At 66.6% G+C, this 17,344-nt stretch carries 16 protein-coding genes; 9 read left to right on the forward strand and 7 right to left on the reverse strand.

What is annotated here, in order from left to right; translation table 11 throughout:
- The first annotated feature begins 135 nt into the window (after positions 1 to 135).
- Positions 136 to 2,793, forward strand: coding sequence for a sensor histidine kinase KdpD (locus MJ122_RS09500; RefSeq protein ID WP_239743953.1), 2,658 nt, complete (start codon positions 136 to 138; stop codon positions 2,791 to 2,793).
- A 40-nt stretch (positions 2,794 to 2,833) separates the two neighbouring features.
- A complete protein-coding gene (locus MJ122_RS09505; protein ID WP_239744320.1) occupies positions 2,834 to 3,526 on the forward strand; it encodes a response regulator in 693 nt (230 codons plus the stop codon).
- Positions 3,527 to 3,598: 72 nt separating this feature from the next.
- On the opposite strand, the gene MJ122_RS09510 is transcribed toward MJ122_RS09505, so the two are convergent.
- From MJ122_RS09510 to MJ122_RS09520, 3 genes are all read right to left on the reverse strand, one after another.
- Positions 3,599 to 3,925, reverse strand: a complete 327-nt coding sequence (locus tag MJ122_RS09510) for a type II toxin-antitoxin system RelE/ParE family toxin (RefSeq protein WP_239743955.1) — start codon at positions 3,923 to 3,925, stop codon at positions 3,599 to 3,601.
- A complete protein-coding gene (locus tag MJ122_RS09515; protein ID WP_017517363.1) occupies positions 3,922 to 4,158 on the reverse strand; it encodes a type II toxin-antitoxin system ParD family antitoxin in 237 nt (78 codons plus the stop codon). Before MJ122_RS09515 ends, MJ122_RS09510 begins: the two co-directional genes overlap by 4 nt.
- A gap of 79 nt (positions 4,159 to 4,237) precedes the next feature.
- Positions 4,238 to 5,275 carry a patatin-like phospholipase family protein gene (locus MJ122_RS09520; protein WP_088417555.1) on the reverse strand — a complete coding sequence of 346 codons (1,038 nt, stop codon included), beginning with the start codon at positions 5,273 to 5,275 and terminating at the stop codon, positions 4,238 to 4,240.
- Positions 5,276 to 5,382: 107 nt separating this feature from the next.
- Here MJ122_RS09520 and selD point away from each other — a divergent pair, with 107 nt between their 5' ends.
- The gene (selD, locus tag MJ122_RS09525; RefSeq protein WP_088417554.1) at positions 5,383 to 6,417 is read left to right on the forward strand and encodes a selenide, water dikinase SelD; all 1,035 of its coding nucleotides are present in this window, start codon (positions 5,383 to 5,385) and stop codon (positions 6,415 to 6,417) included.
- Positions 6,417 to 7,517 (forward strand): tRNA 2-selenouridine(34) synthase MnmH, encoded by a 1,101-nt coding sequence (gene mnmH, locus MJ122_RS09530; RefSeq protein WP_088417553.1) that lies wholly within the window; start codon positions 6,417 to 6,419, stop codon positions 7,515 to 7,517. The genes selD and mnmH overlap by 1 nt, the downstream gene beginning before the upstream one ends.
- Positions 7,518 to 7,693: 176 nt before the next feature.
- On the opposite strand, the gene MJ122_RS09535 is transcribed toward mnmH, so the two are convergent.
- On the reverse strand, positions 7,694 to 8,041 hold the full coding sequence (locus tag MJ122_RS09535) for a GFA family protein (protein WP_088417552.1): 348 nt from the start codon (positions 8,039 to 8,041) through the stop codon (positions 7,694 to 7,696).
- Between the two features lie 152 nt (positions 8,042 to 8,193).
- Here MJ122_RS09535 and MJ122_RS09540 point away from each other — a divergent pair, with 152 nt between their 5' ends.
- Positions 8,194 to 8,472, forward strand: coding sequence for a hypothetical protein (locus tag MJ122_RS09540; protein WP_017517358.1), 279 nt, complete (start codon positions 8,194 to 8,196; stop codon positions 8,470 to 8,472).
- 65 nt (positions 8,473 to 8,537) lie between these two features.
- Entirely contained in the window at positions 8,538 to 9,146 is a 609-nt protein-coding gene (locus tag MJ122_RS09545; protein WP_088417551.1) for a flavin reductase family protein, read from the forward strand.
- A 23-nt stretch (positions 9,147 to 9,169) separates the two neighbouring features.
- Here MJ122_RS09545 and MJ122_RS09550 read toward each other — a convergent pair whose 3' ends face one another.
- The gene (locus tag MJ122_RS09550; RefSeq protein ID WP_088417550.1) at positions 9,170 to 9,544 is read right to left on the reverse strand and encodes a hypothetical protein; all 375 of its coding nucleotides are present in this window, start codon (positions 9,542 to 9,544) and stop codon (positions 9,170 to 9,172) included.
- 274 nt (positions 9,545 to 9,818) lie between these two features.
- Between MJ122_RS09550 and MJ122_RS09555 the strand changes: the two genes are divergently transcribed.
- Positions 9,819 to 11,789 (forward strand): methyl-accepting chemotaxis protein, encoded by a 1,971-nt coding sequence (locus tag MJ122_RS09555; RefSeq protein ID WP_239743957.1) that lies wholly within the window; start codon positions 9,819 to 9,821, stop codon positions 11,787 to 11,789.
- Here the strand turns inward: MJ122_RS09555 and MJ122_RS09560 are convergent.
- The gene (locus MJ122_RS09560; protein WP_088417548.1) at positions 11,757 to 13,496 is read right to left on the reverse strand and encodes a SulP family inorganic anion transporter; all 1,740 of its coding nucleotides are present in this window, start codon (positions 13,494 to 13,496) and stop codon (positions 11,757 to 11,759) included. The two genes, MJ122_RS09555 and MJ122_RS09560, sit on opposite strands and share 33 nt — an antisense overlap.
- A 304-nt stretch (positions 13,497 to 13,800) precedes the next feature.
- Entirely contained in the window at positions 13,801 to 14,805 is a 1,005-nt protein-coding gene (locus tag MJ122_RS09565) for an NADP-dependent oxidoreductase (protein WP_088417547.1), read from the reverse strand.
- A gap of 233 nt (positions 14,806 to 15,038) precedes the next feature.
- Between MJ122_RS09565 and MJ122_RS09570 the strand changes: the two genes are divergently transcribed.
- Both MJ122_RS09570 and MJ122_RS09575 read left to right on the forward strand, forming a co-directional pair.
- The gene (locus MJ122_RS09570) at positions 15,039 to 15,800 is read left to right on the forward strand and encodes an SDR family oxidoreductase (protein ID WP_081520647.1); all 762 of its coding nucleotides are present in this window, start codon (positions 15,039 to 15,041) and stop codon (positions 15,798 to 15,800) included.
- Between the two features lie 329 nt (positions 15,801 to 16,129).
- On the forward strand, positions 16,130 to 17,020 hold the full coding sequence (locus MJ122_RS09575) for a bile acid:sodium symporter family protein (RefSeq protein ID WP_088417546.1): 891 nt from the start codon (positions 16,130 to 16,132) through the stop codon (positions 17,018 to 17,020).
- Positions 17,021 to 17,344 lie beyond the last annotated feature (324 nt).

Here is a 17,344-nt window from a genome sequence, read left to right on the forward strand (position 1 = left end):
TCCAGGCCGGTGCACGAAGTCGCCGACCTGCAGCGGACAGCTCCCTCTCCCCTGGGGAGAGGGTTGGGGTGAGGGATTTTTTCCGCACTCCGGCAACTGTGAAACGAGCGCCCGAAGCGCTCCGAGGATAGCCCCATGACCGACCCCAACCGCGCTGACGCCCTGCTGGCCGACCTGCCCCCCGTGGGTCGCGGCCGCCTCAAGGTATTCCTCGGCGCCGCGCCGGGGGTCGGCAAGACCTACGCCATGCTGCTGGCCGCCCAGAGCCAGCTGCGCCAGGGCGTCAAGCTGCGCGTCGGCGTCGTCGAAACCCACGGCCGCGCCGAGACCGAAGCCCTGCTCGCGGGACTGCCGCAGCAGGCGCTCAAGCGCTCGGTCTACCGCGGCATCACCCTGGAGGAAATGGACCTCGACGGCCTGTTGGCCGACCCGCCGACGCTGGCACTGGTGGACGAACTGGCCCACAGCAACGCCCCCGGCAGCCGCCACGCCAAGCGCTGGCAGGACATTCAGGAGCTGCTGTCCGCCGGCATCGATGTCTATACCACGGTCAACGTCCAGCACCTGGAAAGCCTCAACGATCACGTGCGTGACATCACTGGCGTGCAGGTGCGCGAAACCGTACCCGACTGGGTGCTGCAGGAGGCCTTCGAACTGCTGCTGGTGGACCTGCCGCCGCGTGAGCTGCTGGAGCGCCTGCGCGAGGGCAAGGTCTACGTGCCCGAGCAGGCCCGCGCCGCCATCGACGCCTTCTTCAGCCAGACCAACCTCACCGCGCTGCGCGAGCTGGCCATGCAGACTGCCGCCGCGCGGGTGGATGACGACCTGGCTCACCGTTATCGCCAGCAGGGCAGCGAGGCGCCGGCCGTGCGCGGCCGTCTGCTGGTCGGCGTGGACGGCGAGCACAACGCCGAGCGCCTGGTGCGCCATGCCAGCCGCGTGGCCGAGCGCCGGCACCTGCCCTGGTCGCTGGTGCACGTGGAGACCGGTGAGCCGCGCAGCGAAGAGTCGCGCATGCAGTTGCAGAACGCCCAGCAACTGGCCGAGCGTTTGGGGGGCGATGTGGTCGAACTGCGCGGCGGAGAGGTCGCACGAACCCTGGTCGAACACGCCAAGGAGCGCCGCGCCACGCTGGTTCTGGTCGGCCGCTCGCGGCAGCGCTGGTATCGCCAGCTGTTCGGCGGCGGCCTTGCCGCGCGTCTGCTGCGCCTGGGCGACGGCCTGGAGATCAGCGTGCTCGACAGCGAGGCCGACCTTGCGCCACCCAAGGCTCGCCCGCAAACGCCGTGGCCCTGGGGCAACTACGCGCTGGCCGCGCTCGCCGCCGGCTGCGCCAGCGCCCTGGCCTGGGGCGTCGCCAGCGTGCTGGAGCTGCCGAACATTTCCCTGGTGTTCCTCGCCGCCGTGCTGCTGGTGGCGGTACGCAGCAGCCTCGGCCCGGCGCTGGCCTGCGCGGTGCTGTCGTTCCTGGCCTACGACTTCCTGTTCATCCCGCCGCACTTCTCCTTCTCCATCCAGCGCGAAGAGGACGTGCTGACCCTGCTGTTCTTCCTGCTCATGGCCGGCCTCACCGGCAACCTCGCGGCCCGCCAGCGCCGACAATTGCAGGCGCTGCGCGAGACGCAGGAAGAGACCAGCCAGATGCTCGAGCTGTCGCGCAAGCTGACCGCCGCCACCGACCGCCAGGCGGTGATGGCCGCCGCCGCGCAGCAACTCGGCGGTTGGGAGGGCCTGGATATCTGCCTGCTCGGCCGGGTCAACGGCGAGTGGAAACCCGAGGGCGGCCTCAATCGCGCGCTGGAAGACCCGGAGCGCGCCGCCGCCGATTGGGCCTGGCAGCACGACCAGCCCGCCGGCCTGGGCACCGGCACGCTGCCGGGCGGGCGCTGGTGGTGGTGGCCGCTGTCCGGCGAGGACGGCCCGCTGGCGCTGCTCGGCGTCAGCCCGCGCGATTCGCAACCGTTGTCCGGGTCGCGCCGCCGCCTGCTGGCTGCTCTCGGTCAACCGCTGGCGCAAGCCTTGGCCCGTGCGCGTCTGGCGGAAGACCTGGAAGCTGCGCGCCTGCATGGCGAAACCGAACAACTGCGCAGCGCGCTGCTGGCCTCGGTCAGCCATGACCTGCGTACGCCGCTGACCTCCATGCGCGGCGCCATCGACAGCCTGCTTGCCCTGGGCGATGCGATCCCGCCGCCGGATCGCCGCGAACTGCTGGAAAGCACCCGCGACGAGGCCGAGCGCCTGGACCGCTACATCCAGAACCTCCTGGACATGACCCGACTCGGCCATGGAGGCCTGAAGCTGTCGCGCGACTGGGTATCGCCCGGCGACATCGTCGGCAGTGCGCTCAATCGCCTGCGCGCGGTGGTTGCCCCGTACCGTGTGGAAACCCGTGTGCCGCCGGAGTTGCCGCTGCTCTATGTGCACGCCGCGCTGATCGAACAGGCGCTGGTCAACGTGCTGGAAAACGCCGCGCGCTTCTCGCCGCCCCAGGGCCGCCTGCGGGTGGCGGTGGAGCAGGGCGATGACGAGTTGCGCTTCCTGGTCAGTGACGAAGGGCCCGGCATTCCGCCGGCCGAGCGCGAGAAGATCTTCGACATGTTCTACACCGCTGCCCGCGGCGACCGCGGCGGGCAGGGCACCGGGCTGGGCCTGGCGATCTGCCAGGGCATGGTCGGCGCCCACGGCGGGCGGATCACGGTGGAGGACGGCATCGACGGGCGCGGCACCACCCTTGTGCTGCACCTGCCGTTGCAGCAGCAGCCGGACCTGGAGCAACTTGATGCTGCTGTCTGAAAGGCTCAAGCTGGACGCCCCCAGTCAGTCCGGGCTCCCAATGAACGCCAGCGCCGCCACCATCCTGGTCGTCGACGACGAACCGCAGATCCGCAAATTCCTCCGCATCAGCCTCAGCGCCGGTGGCTACAAGGTGCTGGAGGCCGGCATCGGCGAGGAGGGCCTGGCCCAGGCTGCGCTGGGCCGTCCGGACCTGGTGGTGCTCGACCTCGGCCTGCCGGACAAGGATGGCCAGGACGTGCTGCGCGAACTGCGCGAGTGGTCGCAGGTGCCGGTGCTGGTGCTCTCGGTGCGCGCCAGCGAAAGCGAGAAGGTGCTGGCGCTGGACAGCGGCGCCAACGACTACGTGACCAAGCCCTTCGGCATCCAGGAGTTTCTCGCGCGCATCCGTGTGCTGCTGCGCCAGGGGGCGAGCGGCGAGACACAGGAAGCGGTGGTTGCGGTCGGGCCATTGAGCGTGGATTTCTCCTATCGTCGCGTACTGCTCGATGGCGAAGAGGTCTCGCTGACCCGCAAGGAGTACGCCGTGCTCTCGACCCTGGCGCGACATATCGGCCGGGTGGTGACCCAGCAGCAGTTGCTCAAGGATATCTGGGGGCCGACGCACACCGAGGACACGCACTACCTGCGGGTGGTCGTTGGCCATCTCCGCCAAAAGCTTGCTGACGACCCGGCGACACCGCGTTTCATTGTCACTGAAGCTGGTGTTGGCTACCGCTTGCGCGAGGTCTGACCTCGCGCATTCCTCTGCTGCGCGGGCAATGCTCACGATCGCGCCCATGAGGCGCTCCTACGAGTTGCGACATTAGCCTTCGTTGGTCAGCAGCCAGTCGGCGATATCCCGTTTGCCATTAAGCACTCGCCAGACATCGATGTGGTCGGCTCGCTCAATGAAGAACACCAAGTGTGGATAGCGTTTCAGAGGCCAACTGCGCAGGCCTGGAATGTTCAGTTCGTGGGCATATCGTGAAGAGGCTGTTGAGGGGTTTCGTGCAATCAACTGATAGGCGCGTTGTAGCTCGTCAATGAAGCCGAAGGCGGCCTTCTCGCCACCTTCGCTCAGATAGTATTCCAAGGACTTTGCGACATCCCGCCGGGCTATGGCCCGGGGTCTGACCGGGCGAGCTTTCACGAATCGCGCCTGCGCACGCGGTCACGCAGCGCTTCGAAGTAACCATCATCCACGGCTTCACCTGGCTCGGATGCAGCACCGGCCAGAAGTAGCTCACGCAGGTGCTGGCGGTCCTGGTCCTTGCGGATCAGCTCGCGTACATATTCGCTACTGGTGCCGTAGCCGCGTTGGCTGACCTGATCATCGACGAAGCCTTTCAATGCTTCAGGCAGGGAAATATTCATCGTGCTCATGCCGGCTCTCTTGGAAATGGCAAAATTTGCCAAAGCATACGCCGTTTACCTCGCGTGGCAAAAGCCTTCCGCTGGTCGGTCAATACGGATTCTCCGCCTCATACCGATCCAGCGTATCGCTGGCGATCTGCCGGCCGAGGGCGATGAGTTCGGGGGCCTTGTAGAATTCGAAGAAGCGGCACACGCGCTTGGGAACGTTGATCAGGATGTCCGGCGGGTAGCCGGCGATCTTGTACTGCGCCAACGACGTCTGCATCACCTCGAAGCTCTGGTTCACCAGTTCCAGCAGCGAGGCCGGGCTGCTGCTGTCGATTACGTGGCTGCCGGTGGCCGAGCGCGGCGAGCCCTTGGCCTGCGGGGCGGCGGCGGGTTGCTGCATTTCCGGCTCGGCGGGCTCTTCGGAGGCCGCCGGAATCGGGTGGAGCAGGGCGTCGGCGATCAGTTCGGGTGGCGGCTCGACTTCGCCGCGGCGGAAGAAGCTCAGCTTGTTCGACAGCCCGGATATCACCGAGTCGAAGCGGCCCTTCAGCGCTGCCGGGCGCTCGATCACCGGCAGCGAATACTGGCGCTGGTTGGTGGCGTTGAGGTTGACCGCAATGATCAGGTCCGCGTGGGTCGAGACCACCGGGACGATCGGCAACGGGTTGAGCAGGCCACCGTCAACCAGCATGCGGGTGCCCTGCATGACCGGGGTGAACAGGCTGGGGATCGCCGCCGAGGCGCGCATGGCCTGGTGCAGGCAGCCTTCCTGGAACCAGATTTCCTGCTGGTTGGTGAGGTCGGTGGCCACCGCCGTGTAGGGAATCGGCAGCTGTTCGATGTCGATCTCGCCAAGAATTTCGTGGATCTTGCCAAAGACCCGCTCGCCGCGAATGGCGCCGAGACGGAAGCTGACGTCGAGCAGGCGCAGCACGTCGAGGTAGTCCAGGCTTTCCACCCAGTCGCGGTACTCGCCCAGCTTGCCGGCGGCGTAGATGCCGCCGATCACCGCGCCCATGGAGCAACCGGCGATACACACCACTTCATAGCCGCGTCGTTCGATCTCCTCGATCACTCCGATATGCGCATAACCGCGCGCGCCGCCGGAACCGAGTACCAGCGCGATCTGTTTTGACATGGGGCAACTCCGCGTGACGAACCCTGCGACGATACGCCGGGGGCAGCGGCCGCGCCAAGCCGGGCTTTGCTAGAATCGCCGTTTGATTTCCCTGCCGGAGCCTCCTGATGAGCGAACCGATCCGCCTGACCCAGTACAGCCATGGTGCCGGTTGTGGCTGCAAGATTTCCCCCAAGGTCCTGGAAGTCATCCTCGCGGGCAGCGGCGCGCAGAACCTCGACCCCAAGCTGTGGGTCGGCAACGCCTCGCGCGATGACGCCGCCGTCTACGAAATCGACGCCGAGCGCGGCGTGGTATCCACCACCGACTTCTTCATGCCGATCGTCGACGATCCCTTCGACTTCGGCCGTATTGCTGCCACCAACGCCATCAGCGACATCTACGCCATGGGCGGTGACCCGCTGATGGCGATTGCCATCCTCGGCTGGCCGGTGAACGTGCTGGCACCGGAAATTGCCCGCGAGGTGATCGCCGGTGGTCGCAAGGTCTGTGACGAAGCGGGTATCCCGCTGGCCGGCGGGCACTCCATTGATGCTCCCGAGCCGATCTTCGGCCTGGCCGTCACCGGCCTGGTGGAGAAGCGCTTCATGAAGCGCAACGACACCGCCACCGCCGGCTGTAAGCTGTACCTGACCAAGCCGCTGGGCATCGGCATCCTCACCACCGCCGAGAAGAAGGCCAAGCTGCGCGCCGAGGACGTCGGCGTTGCCCGCGACTGGATGTGCACCCTGAACAAGCCCGGGGCGCGCTTCGGCAAGCTCGAGGGTGTGAAGGCGATGACCGACGTCACCGGTTTCGGGCTGCTCGGCCATCTGGTCGAGATGGCCGACGGCAGCGGCCTGACTGCCCGCGTCCGCTACGATGCCGTGCCGCGTCTGGCCAGCGTCGAGTACTACCTCGAGGCCGGCTGCGTGCCGGGCGGCACCCTGCGCAATTTCGACAGTTACGGCGAGCGCATCGCGCCGCTGCCCGAGCTGCACAAGCTGCTGCTGTGCGACCCGCAGACCAGCGGCGGCCTGCTGGTGGCGGTGGAGCCTGCAGGCGAGGCGCAGTTCCTCGCCACGGCGAAAGAACTGGGCATGGAGCTGTCGTCCATCGGCGAACTGGTCGGCCGACAGCGTCACGCGGTCGAGGTGGCGTGATGCGCGACAACACCCGCCACTACCGCGAGCTGTTCCTGGGTGATGTGAAGATGATGGACGTGCGTGCCCCGGTCGAATTCGGCAAGGGCGCGTTCCCCAACGTGATCAACCTGCCGCTGATGAACGACATCGAACGGCAGAAGGTCGGCACCAGCTACAAGCAGCACGGTCAGCAGGCGGCCATCGCCCTGGGCCACGAACTGGTCTGCGGCAAGCTCAAGGCTGAACGCATCGAGGCCTGGGCGAACTTCGCCAGGGCCAATCCCGAGGGCTACCTGTACTGCTTCCGTGGCGGCCTGCGTTCGCAGATCACCCAGCAGTGGCTGAAGTCCGAGGCGGGCATCGACTACCCGCGCGTGGTCGGCGGCTACAAGGCGATGCGCGGTTTCCTGTTCGACACCACCCGCGCCGCTGTCGAGGAATGCCAGTTCGTACTGGTGGGCGGCCTGACCGGCACCGGCAAGACCGAGGTCATCGCCCAGCTGGCCAACAGCCTGGACCTCGAAGGCCACGCCAACCATCGCGGCTCCGCCTTCGGCCGCCGCGCCACGCCGCAGCCGGCGCAGATCGATTTCGAGAACCGCCTGGCCATCGACATCCTGAAGAAGCGCCACGCGGGCATGGAGCAGTTCGTGCTGGAAGACGAGGGTCGCATCGTCGGCAGTTGCTCGGTACCGCTGGAGCTGTACCAGGGCATGCAGCACTACCCGCTGGTGTGGCTGGAAGACAGTTTCGAGCAGCGCGTGGAGCGCATCCTTAAGGACTACGTGGTCGACTTGTGCGCGGACCATGTGCAGGTGGTGGGTGAAGAGGGCGGCTTCGACTCTTTCGCCGCCTACCTGCGCAAGAGCCTGTCGGGCATCGTCAAGCGCCTGGGAGGCGAGCGTTACCAGCGCCTGGCGGCGATCATGGATGAAGCCCTGGAAGAGCAGAAACGCAGCGGCGCGGTGGACCTGCATCGTGGCTGGATCGAAGGGCTGCTGGGCGAGTACTACGACCCGATGTATGCCTTCCAGCGCGAGAGCAAGGGCGAGCGCGTGGAATTCCGTGGCACCCAGGATGAAGTGGTCGAGTACCTGCGGTTCCGCGCCGAGCGGTGATTGAGCCCTCTGCGACAGGCGGCCGATCGCGGACGCAGTCCGCTCCTACGCACATGCAGGGCCCTGGGTAGGAGCGGACTTCGTCCGCGATGGCTCCCAGGCCAGCTCGTTGCCTCCCAGCAGGAGCGGGCGGTGCCACAACGAGGTGAGCCACGGTGGCGGCGCCTGCTGCGCAGTCACCGGCTCTTGCCGTCGTACTCCTTCACTGTCAGCCCCGCCAGGTCCACGCCCGGCAGGCAGCGCACATTGATCGCCGCCATCGGCGTGCCGTCCGGCATCGCTCCGTAGGCCAGGGGCGCGCAGCCGCAGGTAGGGCAGAAGCGGTGTTCGATGCGGTGGGTGTTGAACGTATAGGTGCTCATGGCACTCTCAGGAGTCGTCAGCTTCAGCTTGCCGCGCGGGACGAACCACAGGAGCGAGCCCTTGCGGCGGCAGATCGAGCAGTTGCATGACACGACTTCACCGACATCCCCTTCCACTTCGAACGCGATCTGCCCGCAATGGCAGCTGCCCTGGTGCACCATGGTCCTTCTCCTTGCCGGGTTATCCCGTGGGCAATCAGTGTAGTAGTCGCTTGAACGCCATCCGTCCGGTGGCATACTGCGGCGCCGTCCGGCAGGCCTTTGCGCCGCGTTCTAAGCTGGATTCACCCCCGAATACTTCCAGGAGTTTCGTCATGCCGCGCATTCCCGTGATCATCGCCCTGCTGCTCGCCGTCGCCGGCTGCTCGGGCAAGACCGTCAACCGCGACAGCTGTGCTTCGCAGCTGGACGCCGCCTGGCACGAGCTGGACCTGGCCAAGGCCGAAGGTTTCGCCGGCACCGTCAGCTACTCCAAGGCCGTCGGCCTGCTGACCGCCGCCAAGACCCAGCAGCAGGTCGAGGCTTATACCGGTTGCTCCGACAAGGCCAGCCGCGCGCGCTTCTACATCAAGGAATCCCGCGCCGGCCGCTGAGCCGTGCACCGCCGGGCCGCGCGAAGCGGCCCGCGCATTCCCTCTCGCATCGCCCGGATTTCGACATGCAACTCGACTTCACCCAACTGTCCAAGGCCGAGGCCTATCGCTGGCTCGCCTCCACCGTCACGCCGCGGCCCATCGCCTGGGTCAGCACGCTGTCCGCGGACGGCCAGAGCAACCTCGCGCCGTTCAGCTTCTTCCAGGTCATCAGCGATTCGCCGCCGACCCTGCTGGTCAACACCAGCGTGCGTGAGGATGGCAGCGTCAAGGACACCCTGCGCAATGTCCGCGAGACCGGCGAGCTGGTGATCCACCTGGTCAGCGCCGCCCAGGCCGAAGCCATGAACGCGACTGCCGCCTGGCTGCCCCACGGCGTCAGCGAGATCGACCACGCCGGCATTGCCACGGTCCCCAGCGAACGCGTGGCGCCACCCCGTGTGGCAGGCGCGCCGGTGGCCTTCGAGTGCCGGTTGGCGGAAATCATGCCGTACCCGGCGGAGAACCCTTCCAGCCTGCTGATCTTCGCCCGCGTGCTGCTGGCGCACGTCGATGACTCGGTGATGCAGGACGAGCGCCACGTCGACCCGGCAAAGCTGGATCTGGTCGGACGCCTGGGCGGCACGCAATACAGCCGCACCCGCGACACCTTCAGCATGATTCGTCCGAAGTAGGACTCCGTGCTGGCGCGACAGCGTCAGGCGAACTCCAGCTCCAGGCCAAGCTGCCAGTGGATGCCACCCATGCGCGCCACGTCCAGTCGTTCGCCAAGGGCGAAGAGTTCGGAGAGCAGTGGGTCGCAGCGGGGGAAGTCCTGCGTGCTGGCGTGTATCAGACTGACGATGCCATGCACCAGGCGCCAGCCGGTCTGGGCATCGAACCAGCAGTCCAGCCATTCGCCCTTGACCTCGTCGCAGGCCAGCGGGCAGACGAAGCTGCGGATCGGCATGTGTCCGCGAGCCAGCAGCAATGGGTCGAGGCGGCGCTGCTCGCGATACAGCTCCGGCAGTTGGAGTGGGTGGGCGAATCCCGCCAGCGGGCGTTGTAGAACCAGTTGGTAGTAGGCATTCATCCGAGCACCTGATAGGGAAAGTCAGGTGTCGGAATCTGAACGGTCGGGCTGTCAGCTCGCTGTCGGCAATTTCCGTATCCGCGCCGGGAAAGTCCTGTTAAGTGTTCTGGATGCGACCTCCGCGTATCTCTGTGCAGCATCACCGTGCCATCACCGTCGCGCCCTCTATCCAGTCGGTGGGCGGTACTCCTAATGTTCCGGCCAAAAGCAGCGATAACGATCAGGAGACCTTCGGGGATTTCCTGCAACGCCATTGCGGATGGGGGGAGAAGCCATGTTTGCCTTCGTGCAGCGTCGTCTGGCCGATATGGGAACGGCGAAGAAACTGGCCATCGGCTTCGGCCTGGTGCTGTTGTTGACCGCCGTGGTGGCGGCGATCGGCGTGACCGCGCTACGGACGATTGCCCAGCGCTTCGACCTGCTCGGTGACATGTCGACCATCAACCGCGAGTTGCTGGAGATGCGCCAGAGCGAGAAGGACTTCGTCATCGATGCCAGCGACGCCTCCGCCAAGCGCCTGCGCGAGCACGCCGGGATACTCGGCGAGGCGGTGGCGCGGCTCAAGGCCCAGGCGGGCGAGGCCGCTGCGATGCAGCAGGTGGAGCAGGGCATTGCCGATTACCTGGCGGCGTTCGAGAAGTTCGAGAAGTCCAGCAAGAGCCGGCGCCTGTCGCTGGACGCCGCCACCTGGTCGGTGAACGGTGCGTCCAACAGCCTGGACATCCTGCAATCCAGCCTGGCCGATGACGGCGCCTACGAGCTCAAGGATTCCCAGGGCCAGAAGGGCGAGGAGCTGTTGCAGCAGGCCGCCCAGGTCAGCCAGCTCTATCGCCTGGTGCTGCAGGGCCTGGACGAGGCGCGCTCGCGCCTGGACGCCGGCGGTGACGAAAAGACCGGCGAGGAGAAAGCCGAGGGTGGCCGCATCAAGTCCGCCGCCGAGGCGCTGGAGCTGTCCGCCAAGCTGCAGGAGGTCATCACCGACCCGACCTACGTCTCGGTGCTCAAGGACGTCATCACCAACATCAACGCCTTCGTCGAGAAGCTCGACGACTACACCGCCAGCCTCGAGCAGGAGAAGCAGGTCCACGCGCAAATGAACGAGCGCGCGGCCCAGGTCATGCGGCAGGTCGACGACGCCTACGCCGCCCAGCGCGCGGCCATGCAGACCCAGCTGCGCACCAACACCCTGCTGATCGTCGCTTCGGCGGCATTGGCACTGCTGGTGGGCGCGCTGGCTTCGCTGCTGATCACCTGGATGATCGTTCGCCCGCTGCGCCAGGTGATCGGCATGGCACGCCGCATTGCCGAGGGCGACCTGAGCGTGAGCGTCGAGGTTCGGCGCAAGGATGAAGTCGGCCAGTTGATGGGCGCGGTCGGCAGCATGACGGACAGCCTGCGGGGCATCGTCAGCCGCCTGAGCGACGGCGTGGGGCGTATCTCCGCCTCGGCGCAGGCGCTGTCCAGCGTCACCGAGCGCACCCAGCACGGGGTGAACAGCCAGAAGGCCGAGACCGACCAGGTCGCCACGGCGATGAACCAGATGGCCGCCACCGTCCATGATGTGGCGCGCAATGCCGAGGAGGCCGCCACCTCCGCCGAACAGGCCGACGGCAAGGTGGCCAGCGGGCAGGATGTGGTGCGCCAGACGCTCGGCCGCATCGAGCAACTGGCCGAGGCCGTGCGCGCGGCCACCCAGAGCATCGAGCAGCTCGGCCGCGAGAGCCAGAGCATCGGCAGCGTGCTGGATGTGATCAAGAACGTCGCCGAGCAGACCAACCTGCTGGCGCTCAATGCCGCCATCGAGGCCGCGCGGGCGGGCGAGCAGGGCAGGGGGTTCGCCGTGGTCGCCGATGAAGTACGGGCACTGGCGCGGCGCACCCAGCAGTCCACCGCCGAGATCGAGACGCTGATCGCCGCCCTGCAGAACGGCGCCAGCACTTCGGTACAGCGCATGCAGCGCAGCCACGCCCTGGTGGAAATGACCGTGGGCGACGCGGTGCAGACCGAGGCCGCGCTGGGCACCATCGCTTCGGCGGTGGCGGTGATCCACCAGATGAACCAGCAGATCGCCGCCGCTTCCGAGCAGCAGAGCGCGGTGGCCGAGGAGATCAGCCGCAGCGTCAGCAGTATCCGTGGCATAGCCGACGAGTCGGCGCAGGCCATGGAATCCACCGCGTCTTCCAGCGTCGAGCTGGCGCAGCTCAGCCGTGAACTACAGGGACTGGTCGGGCAGTTCCGCCTGTGACGCCCGGGCGCTGGCCGCCTGCTCGCGCTTGCGCTGCTGGTGCCAGCGGCGGTAGGCATTGACGCCCGCACGCACCGAGCTGAATACCAGCGGCGGCTTCACCTCGCCTAGGGCGCCGGAGCGCTTGAGCATCGCCAGGGTTTCGCCAGTCACCCGCGCCAGCGACAGATGCACGCCCTGCGCATCGAGGGTCTGTTGCACTTCCCGCAACGTCGTCAGGCCGCTGATATCCAGGTTGAGGATGCCCTCGGCATTGAGCAGCACCGCGCGCGCATTCGGCGTCTGCGTCACCACCTCGAGGATGCGCTGCTTGAAGTAGTCGGCGTTGAAGAACAGGATCGGCGCGTCGAAGCGGTAGATCACCAGGCCCGGCAGCGTGTGCGCGTTGGGGTATTGCCCGACCTCCACCTGGCCGTCGATGCCATACACCCACCCCATCACCGCGTCGTGCGGGCGGTAGGTGAGGTACAGCAGGCGCAGCAGGGCGAGCATGATGGCGACGAAGATGCCCGGCAGCACGCCGACACTGAGCACACCGGCGGTGGTCAGTACGCACAGGCCGAACTCGAACCGGCTCAGCGCCCAGAAGCCGCGTAGGGCGCGAAAGTCGATCAGCCCCCAGCCTGCCATCAGCAACACCGCGCCCAGCGCCGGCATCGGCACCCAGCCCAGCGGCTTGCTGAACAGCAGCAGGACCAGGCCGATCACCAGCGCGGCGACCACGCCGACCATCTGGCTCTTGCCGCCGACCATGTCGTTCACCGCCGTGCGCGAATCCGCGCCGCTGATGACGAAGCCCTGGGAAATCCCCGCGCCGATGTTGGCCATGCCCAATGCCATGAACTCGTGGTTGGCATCGATGGCGTAACCGTGGCGGGCGGCGAAGCTGCGCGCGGTGAGCATGGCGCTGCAGAAGCTGACGATGGTGATGCCCATGGCATCGCGGAACAGGCTGCCCAGCTCCTCGTAGTTGGTCTTCGGCCAGCTCAGGTGCGGAAGGCCCTGCGGCACTTCGCCCAACAGCTTGATGCCGTACTGGTCCAGGCCGAACAGAGCGGCGATGACCGAGGCGAAGAGTACGCCCACCAGCGCGCCGGGAATCTTCGGATAGCGGCGCGGCAGCAGGACCATCAGTGCCAGGGTGCCGATGCCCAGCGCCAGGGTCGGGAAGTGGGTATCGGCGAGGTTGCGCGCCAGGGCGATCAGCCCGCGGACGAAGCCGCTGGTCTCGCTGTGGTAGCCGAGGATCTTGCCCAGCTGGCCGGCGATCAGGCTCAGGCCGATGCCGTTCAGGTAGCCCACCAGCGTGGGCCGCGAGAGGAAACTGGCAACGAAGCCGGCGCGGGCGAAACCGGCAGCGATGGACATGGCACCCACCAGCACGGCGACGATCATCGACAGTTGCAGCAGGCGCTCCGGATTGCCGGCGGCCAATGGCGTAATGGCCGCGGCGACCATCGCGGCGGTAGCGGCGTCCGGGCCGACCATCAGCTGCCGGGAGCTGCCGACGACGGCGTAGATCAGCATCGGCAGGATGCAGGCGTAGAGCCCGACCTGGGGCGGGAAGCCGATGATCTGCGAATAGGCGATGGCGGTTGGAATCTGCACCGCTGCCACCGACAGGCCGGCCTGGATATCGCGCGGCAGCCAGTCGGAACGGTAGTGCAGCAGGCTGTCCAGACCGGGCAGCCAACGGGCGAGGGACATCGGGGGGATCTTCCTTGGAATCGACCAGGGGAAATCCTAGCTGGAAAGGCGGTTCAGGGTTTGTCGGAAATCATCGAGTTAGAGCATGCAAGCAACTGAGGACCTGTAGGAGCGAGCTTGCTCGCGAACGGACTTACCGGCGACTTGGGAGCTGGGCCGGTTCGCGAGCAAGCTCGCTCCTACAGCGTCACTCCGGCGCGGGGACAAGCGTAGGAGCGGACTCCGTCCGCGATAGGTCCGCATCGCGCCGGAAGCCATCGCGGACGAAGTCCGCTCCTACGGGGCATGCCAGCAACGGCAGCGGTCAGACCTTCAGCACCAGCTTGCCGAAGTTCTCGCCGCTGAACAGCTTGGCGAGGGTTTCGGGGAAGGTTTCCAGGCCTTCGACTATGTCTTCCTTCGACTTCAGCTTGCCCTCGGCGATCCAGGTCGCCATGTCCTTGAAACCTTCCTGGAAGCGGTGGGCGTAATCCATCACCACCATGCCTTCCATGCGCGCACGGTTGACCAGCAGCGACAGATAATTGGCCGGGCCGCGCACGGCTTCCTTGTTGTTGTACTGGCTGATCGCGCCGCAGATCACCACCCGCGCCTTGGGCGCCAGGCGGGCCAGCACGGCGTCGAGGATGTCGCCGCCGACGTTGTCGAAGAACACGTTCACACCCTTGGGGCATTCGCGCTTGAGACCGGCGTTGACGTCCTCGGCCTTGTAGTCGATGGCGCCGTCGAAGCCCAGTTCTTCCACCAGGTAGCGGCACTTGTCGGCGCCACCGGCGATGCCGACCACGCGGCAGCCTTTGATTTTCGCGATCTGCCCGACGACGCTGCCCACCGCGCCGGCGGCGCCGGAGACGACCACGGTGTCACCGGCCTGGGGCAGGCCGACGTCGAGGAAGCCGAAGTAGGCGGTCATGCCGGTCATGCCCAGCGCGGAAAGGTACAGCGGCAGCGGCGCGCGCTGGCTGTCCACCTTGTAGAAACCCTTGGGCTCGCCGAGGAAATAGTCCTGCACGCCAAGGGCGCCGTTCACTTCGTCGCCGACCTTGAAGTCCGGGTGCTGCGAGGCGATCACCTTGCCCACGCCGAGGGCGCGCATCACGTCGCCGATGGCCACCGGGGCGATGTAGGACTTGGCGTCGTTCATCCAGCCGCGCATGGCCGGGTCCAGCGACAGGTACTGGTTCTTCACCAGGATCTGACCGGGGCCGGGTTCGCCGACCGGGGTTTCCACGTAGGCGAAGGTGTCGCGGGTGGCGGCGCCGACCGGGCGCTGGGCGAGCTGGAACTGGCGGTTGATCTGGGCGGACATGGCAGTGGACTCAGTCAGGGGAAAGCCTAGGTGATAGTCCGCCCGCGGCGTTGGGGCAAGTTCCGTCCGCCGGAGGAATGTTCGTCCATCGGTTCCAGTGATCCGGATTTGGCGGAATCATCATTGGCATGGATGCAACGACGTCGCCCCGCCTGATAGTGCTTCGCGCCCGCAACGCGCTGGCTAGACTGCGACGGTTATCCATTGCCTCCCCAACCCTTCGAGGAACGCTCATGAGTCAGCTGCTTTCCGGCCAGGTCGCCCTGGTCACCGGCGCCGCCAACGGCATCGGCCGCGCCACCGCCCAGGCCTTTGCCCAGCAGGGCGTGAAGGTCGTGGTTTCCGACGTCGACGCCAAGGGCGGCGAAGGCACCGTCGAGCTGATCCGCGCGGCGGGCGGCGAGGCGACCTTCATCCGCTGCGACGTGACCCGCGACGCCGAGGTCAAGGCGCTGGTGGAAGGCACCGTGGCCGCCTACGGTCGCCTGGACTACGCCTTCAACAATGCCGGTATCGAGATCGAGAAGGGCAAGCTGGCCGACGGCGAGGAGAGCGAGTTCGACGCCATCATGGGCGTCAACGTGAAAGGCGTCTGGCTGTGCATGAAGCACCAGATCCCGGTGATGCTGGAACAGGGCGGCGGCGCCATCGTCAACACCGCCTCGGTCGCCGGGCTGGGCGCCGCGCCGAAGATGAGCATCTACGCCGCCTCCAAGCACGCGGTGATCGGCCTGACCAAGTCCGCCGCCATCGAGTACGCGAAGAAGAAAATCCGCGTCAACGCGGTGTGCCCGGCGGTGATCGACACCGACATGTTCCGCCGCGCCTACGAGGCCGACCCGAAGAAGGCCGAGTTCGCCGCCGCCATGCACCCGGTGGGCCGTGTGGGGCGCGTCGAGGAAATCGCCTCCGCCGTGCTCTACCTGTGCAGCGACCACGCCGGCTTCACCACCGGCATTGCGCTGCCGGTGGATGGCGGCGCCACCGCAATCTGATCGTCCAGGGCAACCCCGAGCGCAGATCATCCCGTAGGAGCGGACTCCGTCCGCGATGGGTTGCCGGCCAACTCGGAGTGGCTGGGAATCGATCGCGGATAAATCCGCTCCTACGCGGCCGGTGATCGCGGCATCAACTTGTAGGAGCGGGCCATGCCCGCGATCGCGCGCAAGGCGCGCTCCTGCAACTTCTCTCCGCAAGATCCCGACCCGTTCGCTACAAACTTTCGCATTCTGTTACAGGATGAAGTGGTTTTGGCCTGCAAGGCCAGTTACAAGCGCCCAAGAGGCCGAAACAATCGGCCCATTCCAGTTGGAGAATAACGACAATGACCAACGATCCCTTGCTGACGCTCTTCATGCCCATCGCCCTGGGCATCATCATGCTGGGCCTCGGCCTGTCCCTGACGGTCGCCGACTTCGCCCGCGTGGCGCGCTACCCCAGGCCCGTGCTCATCGGCCTGGTCTGCCAGATCATCCTGCTGCCCCTGGCGTGCTTTCTCATCACCATCGGCTTCGCCCTTGAAGCTGCGCTGGCCGTGGGCATGATGCTGCTCGCCGCGTCTCCCGGCGGCACCACCGCGAATCTCTACAGCCACCTGGCCCACGGTGACGTCGCGCTGAACATCACGCTGACCGCGGTGAACTCGGTGATTGCCATCCTCACCATGCCGCTGATCGTCAACCTGTCGCTGCTGTACTTCATGAACGACGGCCAGACCATCCCGCTGCAGTTCGGCAAGGTGCTGCAGGTATTCGTCATCGTACTGGGCCCCGTAGCCATCGGCATGATCGTGCGGCGCCTGCTGCCGGGCGTGGCGGCGGCGCTGCAGAAACCGGTGAAGATCCTCTCCGCTCTGCTGCTGGCGGTGATCATCGGTGTGGCCGTGACCAAGGACTGGCAGACCTTCCTCACCTATGCGCCCATCGTCGGTGCGGCGGCCCTGAGCTTCAACCTGCTGAGCCTCGCCGTGGGTTACTGTGTGCCGCGCCTGCTGAAACTGTCCAAGCCACAATCCATCGCCATCGGCATGGAGATCGGCATCCACAACGGCACCCTCGCCATCGCCCTGGCGCTCAGCCCCATGCTGTTGAACAACAAGACCATGGCGATCCCGGCGGCCATCTATGGCGTGCTGATGTTCTTCACCGCCGGCATTTTCGGCTGGTGGGTCAGCCGAGGCGTGGCAAAGACTGCGCCGGAGCAGGCGGCCGCCTGACCGACTGCCTCAGTGGCAGGCGCGGCCCATGCTGAGGGCACGGGCCGTTCGTGGGGCGGATAACGCGCCCGCACTATCCGCACTGCAAGAGGGGCGCCAAAACAGTTGCAGGGTATTCGCCCCACCCCCGTGTGGGGCCCGGTGCCCAATGGAGCCGCGCGGAGTGAACCTGTAGGAGCGAGCTTGCTCGCGATGCGCACGGCACTGCCCTGGAATCTGGCGCCTGATTCATCCTACGCAATTGCGACAACGTACTCGGGAAGCGTCCTGCACCGGCATCGGAAGAACCGGTAGCATGCCGCGTTGCTGCGCCTGCAAGGCCGC

It is taken from the genome of Pseudomonas sp. DP-17 (genome assembly GCF_022380625.1).
In the GTDB taxonomy this organism is placed as follows: domain Bacteria; phylum Pseudomonadota; class Gammaproteobacteria; order Pseudomonadales; family Pseudomonadaceae; genus Pseudomonas; species Pseudomonas nitroreducens_A.

Coding starts and splice junctions, on each gene's coding strand:
- MJ122_RS09520 (WP_088417555.1), bottom strand. CDS start 5,275: ATGTCAAAACAGATCGCGCTGGTACTCGGTTCCGGCGGCGCGCGCGGT.
- MJ122_RS09500 (WP_239743953.1), top strand. CDS start 136: ATGACCGACCCCAACCGCGCTGACGCCCTGCTGGCCGACCTGCCCCCC.
- MJ122_RS09560 (WP_088417548.1), bottom strand. CDS start 13,496: ATGTCCCTCGCCCGTTGGCTGCCCGGTCTGGACAGCCTGCTGCACTAC.
- MJ122_RS09570 (WP_081520647.1), top strand. CDS start 15,039: ATGAGTCAGCTGCTTTCCGGCCAGGTCGCCCTGGTCACCGGCGCCGCC.
- MJ122_RS09555 (WP_239743957.1), top strand. CDS start 9,819: ATGTTTGCCTTCGTGCAGCGTCGTCTGGCCGATATGGGAACGGCGAAG.
- MJ122_RS09505 (WP_239744320.1), top strand. CDS start 2,834: ATGAACGCCAGCGCCGCCACCATCCTGGTCGTCGACGACGAACCGCAG.
- mnmH (WP_088417553.1), top strand. CDS start 6,417: ATGCGCGACAACACCCGCCACTACCGCGAGCTGTTCCTGGGTGATGTG.
- MJ122_RS09545 (WP_088417551.1), top strand. CDS start 8,538: ATGCAACTCGACTTCACCCAACTGTCCAAGGCCGAGGCCTATCGCTGG.
- MJ122_RS09550 (WP_088417550.1), bottom strand. CDS start 9,544: ATGAATGCCTACTACCAACTGGTTCTACAACGCCCGCTGGCGGGATTC.
- MJ122_RS09575 (WP_088417546.1), top strand. CDS start 16,130: ATGACCAACGATCCCTTGCTGACGCTCTTCATGCCCATCGCCCTGGGC.
- MJ122_RS09565 (WP_088417547.1), bottom strand. CDS start 14,805: ATGTCCGCCCAGATCAACCGCCAGTTCCAGCTCGCCCAGCGCCCGGTC.
- MJ122_RS09515 (WP_017517363.1), bottom strand. CDS start 4,158: ATGAGCACGATGAATATTTCCCTGCCTGAAGCATTGAAAGGCTTCGTC.
- selD (WP_088417554.1), top strand. CDS start 5,383: ATGAGCGAACCGATCCGCCTGACCCAGTACAGCCATGGTGCCGGTTGT.
- MJ122_RS09540 (WP_017517358.1), top strand. CDS start 8,194: ATGCCGCGCATTCCCGTGATCATCGCCCTGCTGCTCGCCGTCGCCGGC.
- MJ122_RS09535 (WP_088417552.1), bottom strand. CDS start 8,041: ATGGTGCACCAGGGCAGCTGCCATTGCGGGCAGATCGCGTTCGAAGTG.